General features: G+C 56.7%; 14 protein-coding genes. 7 read left to right on the top strand and 7 right to left on the bottom strand.

The features are described 5' to 3' along the window. Positions 1-48: 48 nt before the first annotated feature. The gene (locus ATY76_RS14425) at positions 49-1,419 is read right to left on the bottom strand and encodes an aminotransferase class III-fold pyridoxal phosphate-dependent enzyme (RefSeq protein ID WP_088675435.1); all 1,371 of its coding nucleotides are present in this window, start codon (positions 1,417-1,419) and stop codon (positions 49-51) included. Between the two features lie 597 nt (positions 1,420-2,016). On the opposite strand from ATY76_RS14425, the gene ATY76_RS14420 reads away from it, so the two are divergent. Together ATY76_RS14420 and ATY76_RS14415 are read left to right on the top strand one after the other, a co-directional pair. Beyond that, entirely contained in the window at positions 2,017-3,675 is a 1,659-nt protein-coding gene (locus ATY76_RS14420) for a GMC family oxidoreductase (protein WP_088675434.1), read from the top strand. A 3-nt stretch (positions 3,676-3,678) separates the two neighbouring features. After that, on the top strand, positions 3,679-4,101 hold the full coding sequence (locus tag ATY76_RS14415; RefSeq protein WP_088675433.1) for a hypothetical protein: 423 nt from the start codon (positions 3,679-3,681) through the stop codon (positions 4,099-4,101). A gap of 122 nt (positions 4,102-4,223) precedes the next feature. On the opposite strand, the gene ATY76_RS14410 is transcribed toward ATY76_RS14415, so the two are convergent. The 3 genes from ATY76_RS14410 to gloA all read right to left on the bottom strand — a co-directional run bounded on the left by ATY76_RS14410 (position 4,224) and on the right by gloA (position 7,122). Beyond that, positions 4,224-5,642, bottom strand: a complete 1,419-nt coding sequence (locus ATY76_RS14410) for an FAD-binding oxidoreductase (RefSeq protein WP_088675432.1) — start codon at positions 5,640-5,642, stop codon at positions 4,224-4,226. After that, on the bottom strand, positions 5,642-6,595 hold the full coding sequence (locus tag ATY76_RS14405) for a C-terminal binding protein (RefSeq protein ID WP_088675431.1): 954 nt from the start codon (positions 6,593-6,595) through the stop codon (positions 5,642-5,644). Before ATY76_RS14405 ends, ATY76_RS14410 begins: the two co-directional genes overlap by 1 nt. A gap of 116 nt (positions 6,596-6,711) precedes the next feature. Then, positions 6,712-7,122, bottom strand: coding sequence for a lactoylglutathione lyase (gene gloA, locus ATY76_RS14400; RefSeq protein WP_088675430.1), 411 nt, complete (start codon positions 7,120-7,122; stop codon positions 6,712-6,714). A gap of 522 nt (positions 7,123-7,644) precedes the next feature. Between gloA and ATY76_RS14395 the strand changes: the two genes are divergently transcribed. From ATY76_RS14395 to ATY76_RS14375, 5 genes are all read left to right on the top strand, one after another. Continuing rightward, complete coding sequence (locus ATY76_RS14395; RefSeq protein WP_088675429.1) at positions 7,645-8,757, top strand: ABC transporter ATP-binding protein; 1,113 nt, start codon at positions 7,645-7,647, stop codon at positions 8,755-8,757. A gap of 32 nt (positions 8,758-8,789) precedes the next feature. Then, complete coding sequence (locus ATY76_RS14390; protein WP_088675428.1) at positions 8,790-10,238, top strand: extracellular solute-binding protein; 1,449 nt, start codon at positions 8,790-8,792, stop codon at positions 10,236-10,238. Further along, entirely contained in the window at positions 10,235-11,200 is a 966-nt protein-coding gene (locus ATY76_RS14385; RefSeq protein WP_088675427.1) for a sugar ABC transporter permease, read from the top strand. Before ATY76_RS14390 ends, ATY76_RS14385 begins: the two co-directional genes overlap by 4 nt. A gap of 51 nt (positions 11,201-11,251) precedes the next feature. Continuing rightward, positions 11,252-12,121 (top strand): carbohydrate ABC transporter permease, encoded by an 870-nt coding sequence (locus ATY76_RS14380; protein WP_088675426.1) that lies wholly within the window; start codon positions 11,252-11,254, stop codon positions 12,119-12,121. A gap of 511 nt (positions 12,122-12,632) precedes the next feature. After that, entirely contained in the window at positions 12,633-13,577 is a 945-nt protein-coding gene (locus ATY76_RS14375) for a MurR/RpiR family transcriptional regulator (RefSeq protein ID WP_088675425.1), read from the top strand. Positions 13,578-13,901: 324 nt separating this feature from the next. Here ATY76_RS14375 and ATY76_RS14370 read toward each other — a convergent pair whose 3' ends face one another. From ATY76_RS14370 to ATY76_RS14360, 3 genes are read right to left on the bottom strand one after another with little or no spacing between them, the layout of a single operon-like run. Further along, positions 13,902-14,093: a hypothetical protein gene (locus ATY76_RS14370; RefSeq protein ID WP_088675424.1), complete on the bottom strand. Its 192-nt coding sequence runs from the start codon at positions 14,091-14,093 to the stop codon at positions 13,902-13,904. Next, a complete protein-coding gene (locus tag ATY76_RS14365) occupies positions 14,087-15,133 on the bottom strand; it encodes a phosphate acyltransferase (protein ID WP_190233657.1) in 1,047 nt (348 codons plus the stop codon). The genes ATY76_RS14370 and ATY76_RS14365 overlap by 7 nt, the downstream gene beginning before the upstream one ends. Then, positions 15,120-16,139, bottom strand: coding sequence for a glyceraldehyde 3-phosphate dehydrogenase NAD-binding domain-containing protein (locus ATY76_RS14360; protein ID WP_088675422.1), 1,020 nt, complete (start codon positions 16,137-16,139; stop codon positions 15,120-15,122). Before ATY76_RS14360 ends, ATY76_RS14365 begins: the two co-directional genes overlap by 14 nt.

Genomic DNA, 16,139 nt, shown 5'->3' with positions numbered 1-16,139 from the left:
TTCACCATTTCCCTTATATCTCTGCCAAAGGCTGCTGAACCCTTTGTCTCAGTTGGACGTGCCTTTGTAAGCGTCAAGTTCCCTTTCGACGACGTGCACCAGCTTGTCCGCTATCGAGAAGACCTCGACCTCTGTCATCGGGCTGGACAGCGACCCGGAACAGTTGGGCGTGAGCAGGACGTTTTCGTTCAGCATGGCCAACTGAATCCGACGGATGAGCTTTGCGGCCTCTGCAGTCGGAAATGCGCTCCGATAGCCGGTAACCCTTCCCGCGCCTATGTGAAGCCGAAACAGCGATCCCATTCCGGTGACCGTTGCGGCCACGCCAGCGTCCGCAAGTCCTTTGCTAATTCTATCGCGCAAGGCGCCGCCGAGTTTATTAAGTCGTTCCACGACCGGCCGCGAGTAGTGATCGAGAGAGGCCAGGCCCGCAGCCATGCTGAGCGGATTGGCGCTGAACGTGCCTCCCATTGACACTTTCGGTTTGCCAGCGGAGTGATCGAAGACCGCCATATATTCGGCGCGCCCGGATACAGCGCCGATCGGCAATCCGCCGCCAATGATCTTGGCCGTCGTAATCAGATCCGGCTCAAGGCCGAAAAGAGGGGAAGCTCCTTCATAGGACAGACGGAAGCTGATCACTTCGTCGGCAATGAGAATGATCCCATCACGACGGCAAGCATCCTGGACGACAACAGCTGTTTCTTTCGACATCGGCACCGTACCGGCACGGGAGGCATTCGGATCGACGATAACTGCGGCCAGCGTAGCCCCTTCGCGGCGAAGAATGTCTGCGCAACGCTGCGGATCGTCGTAGGGGAGGACCACCACTTCTTGCAAAACCGAATCCGGTGTGCCGGCATTGCAGCGAACAGATGCAGGGTTGCCATTCTCGTCGTCCCAGTTCGACGGCGTCGGATCAAGGCTCACCTCAACCCAGTCGTAGGCCCCATGATAGCAGCCCTCGAACTTGGCAATCCTGTGCCGGCCGGTCAGGCCCCGTGCACCCTTGATTGCGGCCAGCACGGCCTCGGTTCCCGAGTTGCAAAAACGGGTCTGCTCCATTCGCGGGCTTCTGGCGGCGAGCGCTTCGGCAAGAAGGATTTCGCTCTCCGTCGGCATTCCGAACGCGGTTCCGGTGGCCATCGCGTCGCGCACCGCGTCCAGAACCGGGCGAAAGGCGTGGCCATGGATGAGCGAGAAAAAGTTGTTTGCGCAATCGAGAAGCCGTCGCTCATCGATGTCGATGACCCAGCATCCTTCACCACGCGCTGCGTAAGGTGGATGCGGCTGAAGCCACGATGCCGCCCGCATCGACCCACCAGGAACCACCTTCCGCTCTCTCATATAGGCGGCTTCGGAGCGCTTGCCGATAGCGGAACCTGCTTCATCGCTGCTCTGCCCTGAGCCGAGTGTCATCCTGTTCTCCATCCATTCTTGAGTGAGGAGCAATAAACACTATGATCCAGATTAATGTCAACAGGATCATGTGATCCAACTTCTCTTTGATGATTGACGGCGGGAGAGTTCCCATTCCGCCACTGAAGGGAGTACTGACGTCTCGAACAACCGGTGCGCATCTCAAGCGATCGAACCTGATTGGCCGCTCACTTGCGAGTCATATGACCCGAGCAGTTGGCTGTAAGCCACGCCGACCATCCAGCTAAATGATGGAAGCTACCGAGCTGCTCCAAGATATTTTTATAAGCGCCACCGCTGCTGCTCCAGCGGCCCAAGTTTAAAATTAAAATATCTCTAAGGATCAGATGATCCACTTGACATCAATTTGGATCATAGTGTTCACTGTGGCTTGCCGAGCTCGAATGGAGCGCAGCTGCCGTTGAAGCGTGAACAAATCGAGAGGCTACGATTCAGACGATTTATTCAATGACCTCGCGCTGCAAGTTCCCGATTTGGACGGCGGTTAAAATGGGCGCCTCCATGGCGGCGTGAAATGCTACTCGCATAGGAATCGCCGCAGGACACATACTGGGCAAATATTGAGGAGTCAGTTGAATGGCCAACGAAAGCCGAACATCCGTGTATGACGTCGTGATTGTCGGCGCCGGGCCTTCCGGAGCGGTGGCCGCAAAACGGCTCGCAGAAGAAGGTATGTCCGTCATTTGTCTCGAGCAAGGTGGTTATCCCGACTACACGAAACTTCGGCACTCCGGCCTCGAGTTCGAACTGACAAAACAACAGCATTTTGCCACAAACCCAAATCGTCGCAAGGCGCCCTCAGACTATCCGATCGACGTCAGCGATACCGATATCGAGCCATTGATGTGGAACGGCGTCGGCGGCAGTTCGGTGCTCTACGCGGCTGCCTGGCATCGACTTAAGCCAAGCGATTTCCGGGTACGCACGGTGGACGGAATCGCCGACGACTGGCCTCTCAGCTATGCGGAGCTCGAACCTTTTTACGCCCGGGTCGAGAACGACTTCGCGGTATCCGGTGTCGGGGGAGACTCCGCTTATCCGCCAGGTTTCGACATCCCGTTGCCGCCGTTTCCAATGGGAGCGATGGAGCGGAAATTCGCCACGGCCCATGACCGGCTTGGCTGGCACTGGTGGCCAGGCAGCAATTCCATCGCGACCGTGAAACATAATGGACTGTTGCCCTGTGTGCGGCGCGGTGCGTGTACGTGGGGCTGTTTCGATGGTGCCAAAGCTTCAGTCGATCGGACGCATTGGCCGACCTGCATCAAGCTTGGCGTGAAGCTTGTCCAGAACGCGCGAGTGTTGCGCGTGGAAACGGGATCCGACGGTCTCGCCACGGGCGTGACCTATGTGGATCGGGAAACGGGAACCACGCATTTTCAGCCCGGCCGTACAGTTATCGTTTCTGCTAACGGCGTGGGTACGCCGAGGCTGCTCCTGAATTCCACCTCGATCGACCATCCGAACGGATTGGCAAATTCGTCCGGGCTGGTGGGCAAGCGATTGATGATGCATCCATATGGCACCGTGAGCGGTCTGTTCGACGATTTCTTCGAGAATTGGCAAGGACCCTACGGTCAACGCGCCTATTCGCTGGAATTTGCCGAGACCCGCAAAGAAACAAATTTCTACCGAGGAGCAAAATGGCAGCTCATGGGAATGGGTGGTCCCCTCGCATCGGTAGGCAGCTGGCCCTGGGGCAGCAATGCCGATGTCTGGGGCGACAACTTCCATGCGACGGTACACAAACGGTTCGGCCGTTCGGCTTATTGGGGGATCATGGCGGAAGACCTGCCGAGCGAGGACAATATGGTTACCCTCGATCCTGATGTGACCGACGCCCAGGGCATGCCTGCCGTAAAGGTGTCATACAAGGCATCACAAAATACTCTGGATCTTTTGGACTTCAACCTCTTGCGGGCTTCAGAATCCATGAAGGAAGCGGGCGCCTATGAAGTGTCGGGAACACCTCTGATGCGGGAAACCGGCTGGCACATACTGGGAACAGTGCGAATGGGCCACGACCCAAGCACGTCGGTTGTCGATTCGTTTGGACGCTCGCACGATGTGCCAAACCTCTTCGTCATGGACGGAAGTGTTATGCCGACCTCGGGTGCGGTCAACCCTACCGGTACCGTGACCGCGCTGGCATTGCGGAATGCTGAATCCATCATTGAAAACAGACGCTCCCAGCCAGTCAGTCGGACTGCTGAAGCGCACAAAGCTGGACTCTAATCCATGACGAAGAACATTGATGACCTTAGGACCAGAATCGCGTGGGTAGCAGATGCCCTGATCCCTTCAGACCCTAAATTCGGTATGCCCTCGGCCACGGAAGCCGGCATGTTGGATCGTCTGCTACCCCGAGCGCTGAAGGAGCGCGACGATATGGCGCCATCGTTCTTCAAAGCGTTGTCGCGTCTGCCCGAGGACCGTCCGAGCGATCCGTTAGGCACCGTCCGCGCTCTCGGCGCCGATGACTTCTACACGATATCTTTCCTGATCGCGGGAGCCTTTTTTCTGGACGAGGCTGTCACCCGGAAGTTGCTGTATCCGGGACAGGAAGCTTTGTACGAAACCCCCGACTACGACGAGATCATGGAGACGGTTGAGCGGGTGCAAGCAAGAGGGGCGGTGTACCTCGACGTGTCGGCAGAGTGAGGCTACCTAACCGGTGTGACAAAACGCTGAACCGCATGGCTTGCGACTTCCGTTTCATCCATTCAGCAGCAGGTGGAAAATGGCGTTAGCTGATTGCAACGCCTCTGTGTGAACGTTTGAAATCAGGGAATTACTTTTCCAGGGTTGAGCAGGTTGTGCGGATCGATCGCCGTTTTTATCCGCTTCATCAAGGCAATCTTTCCGTCAGCGCCATAGCGCTGAAGCAGGTTGAGCTTGGTGCGCCCTATCCCATATTCCGCGCTGAACGTCCCTCCCATTTCGAACGCCAGCCTGTAAATTTCCGGAGAAATATCCTCCTCCACGCCGCGTTTGAAAATTGCCTTATCTGTCCCCTCAGGAGGAACGATGTTGAAGTGCACGTTGCCGTCGCCGACATGGCCATAGACTGATAGAATGGAACCTCTCCGATAGCTGTGAACCAGTTGGCACGCCGATTCGATGAATTCTGCAAGGCGAGACGTCCGCACGGCAATATCGTGTTTGACCGATCCGCCATGATAGATCTCGGCCTCAGGAATGTTTTCGCGCAAATGCCAAAGGCCTGCCCGTTGCAGCTCGCTTGCGGCAATTGTGCCATCGCTGATCAGGCCGGACTCGAAGAGCTCGGCAAGCAGCGCGCTTATACATTCTTCGAGGTTCAAAATTGGCGAGGCGGTCGCGGCTTCGAGAATGACGTAATGTGCACTTTCGTGCTCGAGCGGATTCCGAAGGCGGTCGTCAGCATTGAGGAGCAGTTGCAAGGACGTGCCGGAAATATATTCAAATGATGTAATCGCCTCTCCACTCTGTGTCTGGGCGGCATCGAGAATGGTGGCCAGCGAGGCAATGTCGCGCACGGCCAGAAAAGCAGTAATCGTCTGACGCGGCTTCCTCACCAGTTTCAGGGAAACACCTGTGATAATCCCGAGCGTTCCTTCAGCGCCAATGAAAAGCTGCTTCACGTCATAGCCGGAATTGTTTTTCCGGAGCGGGTTCAATTCGCTAAACAGAGAGCCATCCGGCAACACCGCTTCAAGCCCGAGCACCAAGTCGCGAGCCATGCCGTATCGGATGACGTTGATGCCGCCGGCATTGGTCGAGAGATTGCCGCCAATGCGGCAGGATTGCTGTGAACCCAAAGCAAGGGGCAACAAGAGACCAGCAGCATCGGCGGCTTGCTGCAGATCGCTCAATATCACGCCTGCATCTGCGGTGACGGAGAGATTTTTAGGATCGAGCTCCCGGACCTTGTTCATTCTCTCCAGACTCACGAGCAATTCCTGCCCATCGGCGCTTGGCGTTGCCGCCGTGCAATAGCTCGTGTTGCCGCCTTGGGCTACAACGCCGATCTTGTGCTCAGCACAGGCACGGATAATCGCCTGAACTTCAGCCGTATTGCGTGGACGCAACAGGGCGGCTGTAGCTCCGACGTATTGTCGACGAAAATCCGTGAGATATGAGGAGATGATATCCTGATCTCTGGTCACCACCTCCGCCGGCAACTTCAAAAGCATGCTGTCGACATGTAGCGGCAAGACCATCACCCCGTCACAAGATCCGGAAGGGCCTCTCCCTGGAGCGCGCGCCGCGCCCTTTCCACGGCTTGCTCCTGCAATGCATCCAATGACGTGGTGGAACGCCAGGCAACATGAGGGGTGAATATCGTATTCGGCGCGTCGCGCAATGGATGTCCTCCCGCCAGAGGTTCCTGTGCGAACGTGTCAAGCCCTGCGCCGGCGATCGTTCCCGCGCGAAGAGCAGCAGCGAGTGCTTCCTCATCGATCAGGCCTCCACGCGAAACGTTTATGATTACCGCATTGCGACGCATGCGCCCCAATACATCGGCCGAAATGAGGTGGCGGGTGTCCGCGGTGAGAGGCAAGTGAAGCGAGACGACATCCGACTCCTCAAGCACCTGCTTCAGGTTAGCCGCGGGGACGTCTGAAAAAGTAGATATCGGGTCAAAGGCGTGGACCTTCGCGCCGATAGCGCTCCACCATTTCGCGACTAGCTTCCCGATGCGGCCCATTCCTACTACGCCAACCTGAAGGTTCGAGAGCTTGGGCGTATCCAAACCGATCACTCCGGCCCACTCCCCCGCACGGATTGCTTCCTGACCGTGCGGGATGCGCCGCGCTAGGCTCAATCCCATCGCCAATGCATGTGAGGCAACTTCTTCGGACGCCGTATCGGGAACAATGGTCACAGGCACGCCGGCTTCGTTCGCAGCCGCGACATCAATGTTGTCGTATCCGACGCCATAGCGCACGACTGCCTTGCAACGCTGCAACATCCCGAACTCCTCCGCCGACATCTTGGCGTAAGGTGTGACCATCACAACCTCAGCATCGGGCATCCGACTGCGGAATGATGCCTGATCCTCGGCAACCACGATCTCTCTGCCGAAGCGTGCGGCTAGTGCACGTTCCCTGTTCACGTTCGGGAAGCGATGGGGAGCGACCAGGATAATCCCCGTCTCGTCTGCCATGTTCATCTTATCTGTCTCCGCATGTTGCCATGAATTCGGTGGGCGCGGCCGGTTGCATGTCTCAACGGATGTCGATGGTTCCCATACGACCGCTCGAGATTGGCCTGGGCTTTTGGCAAGCTTCAGCTCATGGTGTCGAGGTCGATGAGTTCGATCTTGTACCCATCGGGATCCTCGATAAAGGCGATCACGGTTGAGCCGTGTTTCATTGGTCCTGCCGGTCGAGGAATCCGCGCTCCGTTTGCCGCCAACTCATCGCAAATGCCGTAGATATTCCTGACGCCGAGTGCGATGTGCCCGTAGCCAGTACCGAGATCGTATGCGGTTTGCTGATCCCAATTGTAGGTTAGCTCGATGACTGCGTGAGATTCTTCCGGACCATAACCCACGAATGCGAGTGAGAACTTGCCTTCGGGATAATCCAACTTGCGCAGCAACTTCATTCCCAAGAGTCGCGTGTAGAAATCAATCGACCTGTCGAGGTCTCTGACCCGCACCATTGTGTGGAGGACTCGAAACTTGGGTTCACTCATCGTCTTTTCCTCTCGACTTTCTCGTATTGCTTGGCAGCAAGAAACCGCGTGCCGAGCGCGCCCTGGCGGCTCCCTTGCGCACAGCGCAGGCTGGACAGATCGCGTGGTTCGCTTCCTCGCCGGTGCCGAAAACCATTACGCTTCAGGCTGTACAAACTAAGATCCAATGAACACGTGATCCAAATATATGTCAATAGGATCATCTGATCCCAATGACTTTTCTATTCCGGCAAGGACGGGTCACGGGCCTCGCCTCCTCGCAAGGCAACGAGAGCGCGACCGCTCTGCGCCGCGCGCAGAGGCCGCGCAGCCGAAAACAAAAGTCAGCGTGGATCACATGATCCTCTTGACAATGAATTGGATCATGTTGTTCACTGCGTCCCAATAAAAGGGGATTGAGGGCGAGAGAAGCTGGGTCTGAGGACTCGGCGATTGAGCTGGGTACGCATCCGCAAGCGCTCCAAAAGTAGCCTTTCGGCTCATTCAGTTTCACCAGCAAGACGACCCTCTGAAGGAGAGCGTATGACTTCCGTCACTTTCGCCAATGTCTGGAAGCAATTTGGTGCGCATACAGCCATCGAAGAGCTTGATCTTGAAATCAAGGATGGCGAGTTCATGGTCTTCGTTGGGCCTTCCGGTTGCGGAAAGACAACGACGCTGCGCATGCTTGCGGGTCTGGAAATCCCGACATTCGGTAAGATCTTGCTTGGAGACGAGGATGTCACGCTAACCCCGCCAGGACGCCGAAACATCTCGATGGTGTTCCAGAGCTATGCGCTCTACCCGCACATGACCGTTCGCCAGAATTTGGCATTCGGTCCGCAAATCCGTCACGAAAACAAATCCGAGATCGCCGCTGGCATCGATAGGGTCGCCAACCTTGTCGGACTTCAGGCGCTGCTGCACCGCTTCCCGAGCGAGCTTTCCGGCGGACAGCGTCAACGCGTGGCTCTCGCTCGCTCAATGATCCGCCGGCCGCGCATTTTCCTTCTCGACGAACCTCTCTCAAATCTGGATGCCAGCCTGCGAACGCACATGCGTACCGAGATTGCGGAGTTGCAGCGGCAGCTAGGCGTCACGGCAGTGTATGTCACGCATGATCAGGTCGAAGCGATGACCATGGGACACAGGATAGCGGTGTTCGATCACGGTCGCATTCTTCAGGTTGCAACGCCGGCGGAACTTTACCGCGCGCCGGCTAGCAAGGTCGTTGGCATGTTCATCGGTTCACCGCGAATGAATATTCTGCCGGCCAGGGTAAGCCATGACGGAAGCCTCGTGAACATACATTGCCTGGGCGCGACCTTCTCCATGGAAGCACGTCATTTCCTCCGGGATCGAGTGTCGGAAACAATCGAATTGGGGATCCGGCCAGACGAAATTCAATGGGTAAAAGATGCCCCGTCGAGATGCACCGAAAAGATCACCGGCGTCGTGACGTCTCTGGAAACAACGGGATCCGACACCTTCGTCGTAGTCGATGTTGAGGGAACACAAGTGAATTCCAAATTTCCGAGCTTTGCTCCCGTAAAGCGCGGAGACACGGTCGATTTGATCTTTGATCCTGCGGATCTGCATTTCTTCGATGCGGGAACCGGAGCGAGCCTGAAGGTCAGGCCGGCCAACAACAACTAAACGGAACGCAAATCAAACTGGGAGAAGAGTTTATGTTGATACACCGAATTGGACTGGCTTCCTGCCGAAGGGATCATCAGGCCGCCGATCAGACAAATGGCCATCGAACGGCTATCAAACGAGCATTGCGCAACTACGCCTTGGCGGCTCTGATGGCGACAACGGCTTTTTCCGGCGCTTGTGTCGACGCCGCCCACGCCGCAAATGTGAAGGTGGCCTTCAGTCTGAACTGGACCTTCGCTGATCCCAAACTTGCCCAAAAATGGTTCGCCGATATTAAGGCTCAGTTCGAGAAGAAGCATCCGGGCGATACAATGGAACTGATACCAGTTCCCGGCGCTTATGATGACTTTATCACCAAGTTGAGCCTGCTTTACAACTCGCCCAAGACCAAACCTGATGTGATCCAGTATTTCGACATCAATGTCGGTCAGTTCGCCGGGAGCGACCTGCTTTCGCCCATTGATGATAAGGTCGCCGACACAGCGTGGTGGAAGGATACCCCGGATGCCGTGAAGGATGCGGGAAAGTATGACGGCCAGGTCTACTCCGTCGCGCAAGGTATCAATACCTACGGCATTCTCTTTGACCGCACTCTGACCGACAAGGCCGGGCTGCCGAAGGATTGGAGCCCAAAGAGCTGGAACGACATTCTTGATGCCGCACGAGCGATCAAAAAAACGTCCCCCGATGCTTCCCCGCTCTATGTCATAACCGGCACGTCGCAAGGCACCTTCGGCGTAGTGGCAGGACCGGGCCTTCTGCTGTCGGCATCCAGCACCCCGACGATCTATGACCCAGCCACCAAGAAATGGGTGGTCGACAGCAAGGGCATCAGAGAAGTTCTCGATTTCTACAAGACTGCTGCCGCTGAGGGTCTCCTCGCACCCACCTCGCAAATCATGGATCCCAATGGCGCCACTCATCCGGCGGAGGCTCTGCACGGTCACAAATTCGGCATCACGCTGACCGGCAATTGGATCCCGATTTTCTGGAGCAAGGATATCTGTGCTCCTTGCTGGGATGACAAGGAAGAAACGATCGGATTCGCCAAGGTGCCGACCTCACAGGGTCAGGCACCCGGCACAGGAGCAAGCTTCAACGGCGTCGTCCTTTCGATGTCCAAGAATCCGTCCGATCCTGAACTTGCTTGGTCCGCAATCGACATCATGCAGCAAAAGCAAAATATGTTGAATATCGCAGCCTGGGTGGCGGTTGCTCCGCCCACAACTGGGCTGACGACCGACGCGAGCTATCTTGCTCTCAGTCGACCACCCTTCCAGAAGGCTTTCGCCGACCTGGCTTCAAGTTCGCGAGCCATGCCCTCCCAGCCGGAATTTCCAATCTGGGGCAACGCTTTCCAACAGGCTACGCAAGCAATGGTGTTGAAGCCAGAGACGACGATCGATCAAGGCGTCGAGATACTCCGATCCTACATGGCAACTCAGGTGGGCGAGGATAATTTGGAGACTCTCCCTTGACCTCAAAGCACTCATTGAGCGCCAACCAGGAGCCGGTCATCCTGACCGGCTCCAAGGCGGAAAGGAGTAGGGTTAGCCAGCCGAGCGCACGCGTACGCCTGGATGAACCTCGCGTGGATCCAGTCAGCTTTGCCTTGCTCTCTCCTGCGGCGCTCCTTCTTGGCACGCTTTTCCTGGGGCCGGTAATCTATGCGATCTATCTCGGCTTTACCAATCTGCAGCTTATCGGAATCCATGCGGTCAACTACCGCTTCACCGGGCTGAGCAACGTCGCGTTTCTTCTCGGCGACGCGGTCTTCTATAAATCCCTCTGGCTCACTGTAATATTCGTGGTTGGATCGGGTGCAATCGCAACGACCGCGCTCGGTCTTGTTTTGGCCCTTGCATTGCAGGACTGTCTTGCGCCCATCAGATGGATCAGTAGCGCCGCGGCGATCCTGGCCTGGACACTTCCTCCCACGACAATCGCTTTCCTTTGGATGGCGACGAGCACGCAGTCAGGTCTCATTGCCATGCTGGCCGGCAATATGCGTCTTGATCTTCTCTACCAGCACGCGATGCCAGTGGTTTCGACGGCTAACGCATGGTCACTCGCGGGCCTTGCGATGACGATGTTTTCGGCTGCTCTTCGCAACATACCCGGCGACCTGATGGAAGCTGCTCAACTGGAAGGCGCCTCGTCGGCGCAGACATTGAGACGGATAACGTTGCCCATGCTGAAGCCGACCATTATCACCTGCGCCCTGCTGATGATGCTGATGACGTTCGGCAACTTCACCCTGATTTATCTGATGACGGGCGGGGGGCCCGGTAACGATACGAATATTCTGCCCGTCTATACGTATCTCCAGGGCTTCAAGTTTCACAACCTTGGTTACGCCGCGCTTCTTGGAAATGTCATGGTGCTCCTCTCGGCACTTCTCGGGGGTCTGTTCGTTTGGGCCACCAAGACTCGCCGCTAGTTTCGAAATTCTTTGGCCAGGGTTTCAGACCTCATTGGAAGGCTATTCGCAATGCAGACACTCACAGCCGCGCATGCTTCCAGATCCCCATCGGGATTGAAGCTCAATAAGCCAAAAAGCATTACTGCGGACCGGGTTGTGAGCAATACCACCGCACTCGTACTGGCAATTTTCTTCGCGTTGCCCATGTTGTGGATGATACTCGCGTCGGTGGACCAGGGTGCGACAAACCAGTTGAGAGCCCCCGAACTGACCGCCGAGCATTACTGGGTTGCCTTACAGGCAGACAACCTTGCTGCACTCGGCAACAGTCTTCTCATATCGACGGTCGCCACCGTCATTGGTACCGCCGCAGCGTTTACAGCGGCCTACGCATTCTCGAAGCACAACATTCCCTTCAAGAACCCGCTTCTATTGACAGTGTTGTTTCTGTCCGGAGTGCCGATCTCGATCCTGATCGTCCCTGTTTACAAGATGTTTGCATCACTGGGATGGCTATCCATCATCCCGACTGGCATTTTGCTTGGAGTGACCGCCATTCCTTTTCAGATTTACCAGCTGAAGAACTTCATCGACGCGATACCGGCGGAGCTGGAGGAAGCGGCCACTCTCGAACAGGCAAGCAGCCTGCAGATTCTCTATAGAGTGATCCTTCCGCTAACCAAACCGGGCCTTGCTTCCTCGGCGATTTTCGGCTTCGTCAATGCATGGGGAAATTTCCTGATGCCGGTGGTTTTGATCAACAGTCTCGATGATCAGCCGGCGCCGGTACACCTATTCGGTTTCATGGGGTCGAACTCGATCGACTATGGCGCGATCGCGGCATTTTCGATTATCTACTCCCTGCCGGTCGTTCTCCTATTCTTGGGCATGGCCAGTCAGTTCAAAGCAGGGTTTTCGCTGGGTGGCGCCGTGAAATAATCGGGCCATTGCGACTGCCCGCGCACATGCACTTTTCGGGCAAAGCTTGAATACCCCGCCGTTAGAGGAATCTGCGATCTCTCCGCTCTGCCACTCTGCAGTAGGTATAGAGATGCCACTCGTTCACACGACCTACGCCGCCCCATCTGCCGTGTGCGGCTGTGTCGAGAGGAAAGGTGTTTCGATCAATAGAGAAATTCGCGAATTGAAGTTCGTGGATGAGGTAACAACCAGGCGCGGCCAATTCGCGGTTCGGTCCGTTATGCGCGCGGCCCACTTCGGATAGACAAACGGCTTGACGAGAGCATTCGGGCCGATCACAGAGTTTGTCCAGCGTAGTTCTTAGATTATGTGTCTTAGGTCAAGCGATGTTAGGTTCGATACGCAAACCGGAGAGCGCCGATATTGGGAATGCATCTGGGTCCATTTGGAAACCATTCGTACCCGCTGTCCTTGCGGACAATATGTCTACCTTCGACAAATCGAAGTCTTTTTGTTCCGGAGAGGACGTATGACCAGGCCAGAGTTGATCGAGCAAATTAAGACAATATGCGTCGAGCTCTCGGGGCAGATGGTGGATGCGGCCCATTACGTCATCAACAATGCCGACGAAGTTCCATATTACTCGATGCGAGAGATCGCGCGACGGGCGAATGTTCAGCCGGTAAATCTTGTCAGGCTGGCTCAGAGGCTGGGTTTGGCGGGCTATGGTGATCTGCGCCAACAGTTTATCGATACGACACCGGAACGCCCGCAGCGGGATCGTCAATCCATTCATCGCAACGAGGCAAGTGCGCGGACGCTGATCGCCGAAAGGGGCAAAAGTGCTGGACTGAAGGCTTTCGTCGACTCTTTCTTTGCGACAGAGCAATCTGTCGTCGAGCAGGCAAGAGCGCATTTGTCGGAGGAAAGGCTTGAAAATGCCGTGGACTTGCTGGCCCGTGCACGGAAAGTCTACGTCATCGGCAGGCGCACGGCATTCACACCTGCCTATACGCTCGCCTACACCCTCCAGAAAGCGCGTCCGGACATTGTGTTGCTGGACAACCCAGGAGGAGCTCCGGAGGGCGCTTTGGACGATATCCGGCCCGGCGATGCCTTTGTCGCGGTCACCTTCGCGCCGTTCAACCGGCTGGTGCACAGGTTGACTGAAAAGGCCTCCCTCTCAGGAGCAAAGGTGATCGCCATCACCGACAGTTTTGCCGCACCTATCAGCAAATTTGCAGGACCGCTGCATTTCGTGGCGCAATCGTCCGGCCGGGCATTCCCCGAATCCACGCTCGGAGCGATAGCGATCGCCAACATCCTTGCCGCACTGACCATCAGCAAATTAGGCGAGACGGCACAACGCCGAATTCGCGACAATGAACATTTCCTCGTGAATTCCGGCGAGTATCTCCTGTCAAACGGCACCAAAAGCTCCCGGCGCTCGAAACAATCAGCCGAAGGGAGCTGATAACCGCTCAGTTTGCTCGAAAACATGGCATTGAGCATCCTATGCTTGGCCCGGCATTTCCGCCGAGATCATCTTCGACGCATCTTTGCTGAAGTGCGGCCATACGTGGCGCCTATCGGCCGCGCCGGCAGAGTCCGTACATCAGGCTCTTGAGGCCTTTGACGATGATCTTGCAGTTACCGATCCCATGGCGACCGACGCTGGGCGCCAGCCGCCCCCCAAGTTCGATAACTTGATCCGGTCCGTTATCGTCACGATAAAACCCTCGCCCAGCGTTTTGGAATGATACCGTTTGCCAAAAGATTCCGGATCGCGGTAACGCATTCATCGGTCGAATTCGGGATAATCGCGGAAGCGAGGCGCATAGCCATCGGCTTCGCTCGCGCGCGGACCGCAATCGACGACTTTGGGGCGGATACAAAGCGCAGCGACCACCGCCTTTAGCGCAACCGGCCGATAATGCGCCTTCAAATCGCAAGCCTCAATCTCAGCGTCAATATTCTTCGTCGTCACCATCGTTCCCCTAAGTTATGCGTATTTCTGCCTGTTGATCCGACGGACGAGCTGGATCCGTCGAGATTTCTTCCGGCGAAGGAAGCCATATCAATCAGTGTTTTGAACGAAATCTCCGGCGTGACGATATGGGCACGGTTTGCTGTTCCCAGCAAAAACGGCCCGACCTCGCTCCAATCCGAATTCGACCGCAATACATCTCGTACCGTCGCGGCAATTCCGGCTCTGGAAAAAATGAGGACGTTGTACGGAACGTCCGTTCTTTTTGCCCGTCCGCTTCCGTCCACGGCACTCATTGCATCCACCAGGGCGACAGGAGCATCAACATCCAACTCAGCGGCCGCTGCCTTTACCAGCTGCGCCGCCTTGCGCAGTCTGTCACCCTGGGACAAACTATCTTTCCCGCATCTGTCGAGACACAGGGCAATCCTGGGCCTTTCACCGATTGCTGAGACATGCTGCGCTGCTGCTACGGCGACCTCCGCAAGCTGCGCGGGGTTGGCCACTTCGTCGACGATAATGTCGGAGAGGCAAAGCAGCCGCTCGTTGGCAAATAGCATGTGGAGAGTCCCTGCAGTCTGCCGCTGCAGGGATGCCAGCATTTCCTTCAATTGTACGAAGTGCCAGGGAAACTCTCCAGAAGTTCCGCAAATCAGACAATCAGCGCGCGATCCAACCACAAGTCGCGCAGCAGAGGCCGTGTTGCGACTGTCTCTGATGAACAAGGGCAAGTCGGGAACGCTCCACTTCATTTGCCGCGCCGAGGAGAAGGCCAGCCACTGGTCAAAAAACTCGAACTCGTCATGCGGCTCCACGACCTCCAGATCGTGACCCACCCTCAAGCCGATATCGGCTTCCGCAATCCTATTGCAAACATCTTTCTCAAAGCCAACAACGATCGGGACGGCAGACTGTCCTTCGACAATACCCTGAACGGCGCGAAGGACCCGGAGGTCATGTCCCTCGGCAAAGATGATCCGTTTTCTCAAGCGCGGAGTCCGCCGTAAACGTGGCAGTTGAGCAGTCGCCTCAAGCAACGGCATCGCCTGCTCCCTCGCGCTTCGTTCGCAAATAGCACGCCATGTCGAGCATGCGCGCGGCAAACGCCCATTCGTTGTCATACCAACCGAAGAGCCGCAGAAGTCCGCCACGTGCGAGCGAAATTTCGCGGCCGCAAAGCACGAGCGATTCCGGCCGTGCGCGAAGGTCGACGGAGACGAGCGGCTCGTCGGTCCATCCTATTATCGCTGATGAGGTCGCCGCTCTTTTCAGATCTTCGCTCATCTCACGCTCGCTCCGGCCGTGACGAACGGCGACGGTCAGATCGATCGCCGAAACGCTTGCCGTCGGAACGCGGATTGCGCGGGCCTCAACCAGTCCGGCAAGATGTGGCAACACGTCTTTCAAAAGACGATGTGCGCTGGTCGTCGTCGGCACCATGGATAATGCCGCGGCACGGCTGCGTGCGAAGTCTCCACGTGGCTGATCCACGCTTGGCTGGCTGCCGGTATAACAGTGAACCGTCGTCATCTGAGCCCCGATCACGCCGAAGAGATCGTCGACAAGCCGCAGGAGCGGCGCAAGCGCATTCGTGGTGCACGAGCCGTTCGAAACAATCCGCTCGCCGCAAAAGCAATCTGCGTTCGCCCCGAGTATCAATGTCGCGTCGACCCAGGATGCCGGACCGGAGACGATAACCTGCTCAACCCCTTTATCAATGCAGCAGCGTGCATTGGCGGCGGCGGCGTCCGAACCGGTACATTCGAACAGAACATCGACCGCGCATAGGTCGACTTCGGCGAGGTCGGCGCTGCGCGCCATCGGAATCGAGCGCCCGTTGATGTGCAGCACATCGTTTTCAACGACGGCAGACCCGGGCCAAGGGCCGAAGACGCTGTCATACTGGAAAAGATAAGCAGCAAGCTCCGGCGACGCGATATCATTGATCAGCACGACCTCGACATCGGCCCTGTCCATTGCCTGACGCAGAAGGGTCCTTCCGATCCGACCAAACCCGTTGATGGCAACGCGAAGCGGAGGGCGTTTCAT

The sequence above is a fragment of the Rhizobium sp. R339 genome (genome assembly GCF_002211395.1).
Lineage (GTDB): Bacteria > Pseudomonadota > Alphaproteobacteria > Rhizobiales > Rhizobiaceae > Rhizobium.
This window is presented reverse-complemented; position numbering and strand designations above follow the sequence as displayed.

Excerpts from the sequence above, each read along its gene's own strand:
- ATY76_RS14365 (WP_190233657.1), bottom strand. The coding sequence starts at position 15,133 with ATGCCGTTGCTTGAGGCGACTGCTCAACTGCCACGTTTACGGCGGACT.
- ATY76_RS14425 (WP_088675435.1), bottom strand. The coding sequence starts at position 1,419 with ATGACACTCGGCTCAGGGCAGAGCAGCGATGAAGCAGGTTCCGCTATC.
- ATY76_RS14360 (WP_088675422.1), bottom strand. The coding sequence starts at position 16,139 with ATGAAACGCCCTCCGCTTCGCGTTGCCATCAACGGGTTTGGTCGGATC.
- ATY76_RS14395 (WP_088675429.1), top strand. The coding sequence starts at position 7,645 with ATGACTTCCGTCACTTTCGCCAATGTCTGGAAGCAATTTGGTGCGCAT.
- ATY76_RS14415 (WP_088675433.1), top strand. The coding sequence starts at position 3,679 with ATGACGAAGAACATTGATGACCTTAGGACCAGAATCGCGTGGGTAGCA.
- ATY76_RS14375 (WP_088675425.1), top strand. The coding sequence starts at position 12,633 with ATGACCAGGCCAGAGTTGATCGAGCAAATTAAGACAATATGCGTCGAG.
- gloA (WP_088675430.1), bottom strand. The coding sequence starts at position 7,122 with ATGAGTGAACCCAAGTTTCGAGTCCTCCACACAATGGTGCGGGTCAGA.
- ATY76_RS14405 (WP_088675431.1), bottom strand. The coding sequence starts at position 6,595 with ATGAACATGGCAGACGAGACGGGGATTATCCTGGTCGCTCCCCATCGC.
- ATY76_RS14380 (WP_088675426.1), top strand. The coding sequence starts at position 11,252 with ATGCAGACACTCACAGCCGCGCATGCTTCCAGATCCCCATCGGGATTG.
- ATY76_RS14420 (WP_088675434.1), top strand. The coding sequence starts at position 2,017 with ATGGCCAACGAAAGCCGAACATCCGTGTATGACGTCGTGATTGTCGGC.
- ATY76_RS14390 (WP_088675428.1), top strand. The coding sequence starts at position 8,790 with ATGTTGATACACCGAATTGGACTGGCTTCCTGCCGAAGGGATCATCAG.
- ATY76_RS14370 (WP_088675424.1), bottom strand. The coding sequence starts at position 14,093 with ATGGTGACGACGAAGAATATTGACGCTGAGATTGAGGCTTGCGATTTG.
- ATY76_RS14410 (WP_088675432.1), bottom strand. The coding sequence starts at position 5,642 with ATGGTCTTGCCGCTACATGTCGACAGCATGCTTTTGAAGTTGCCGGCG.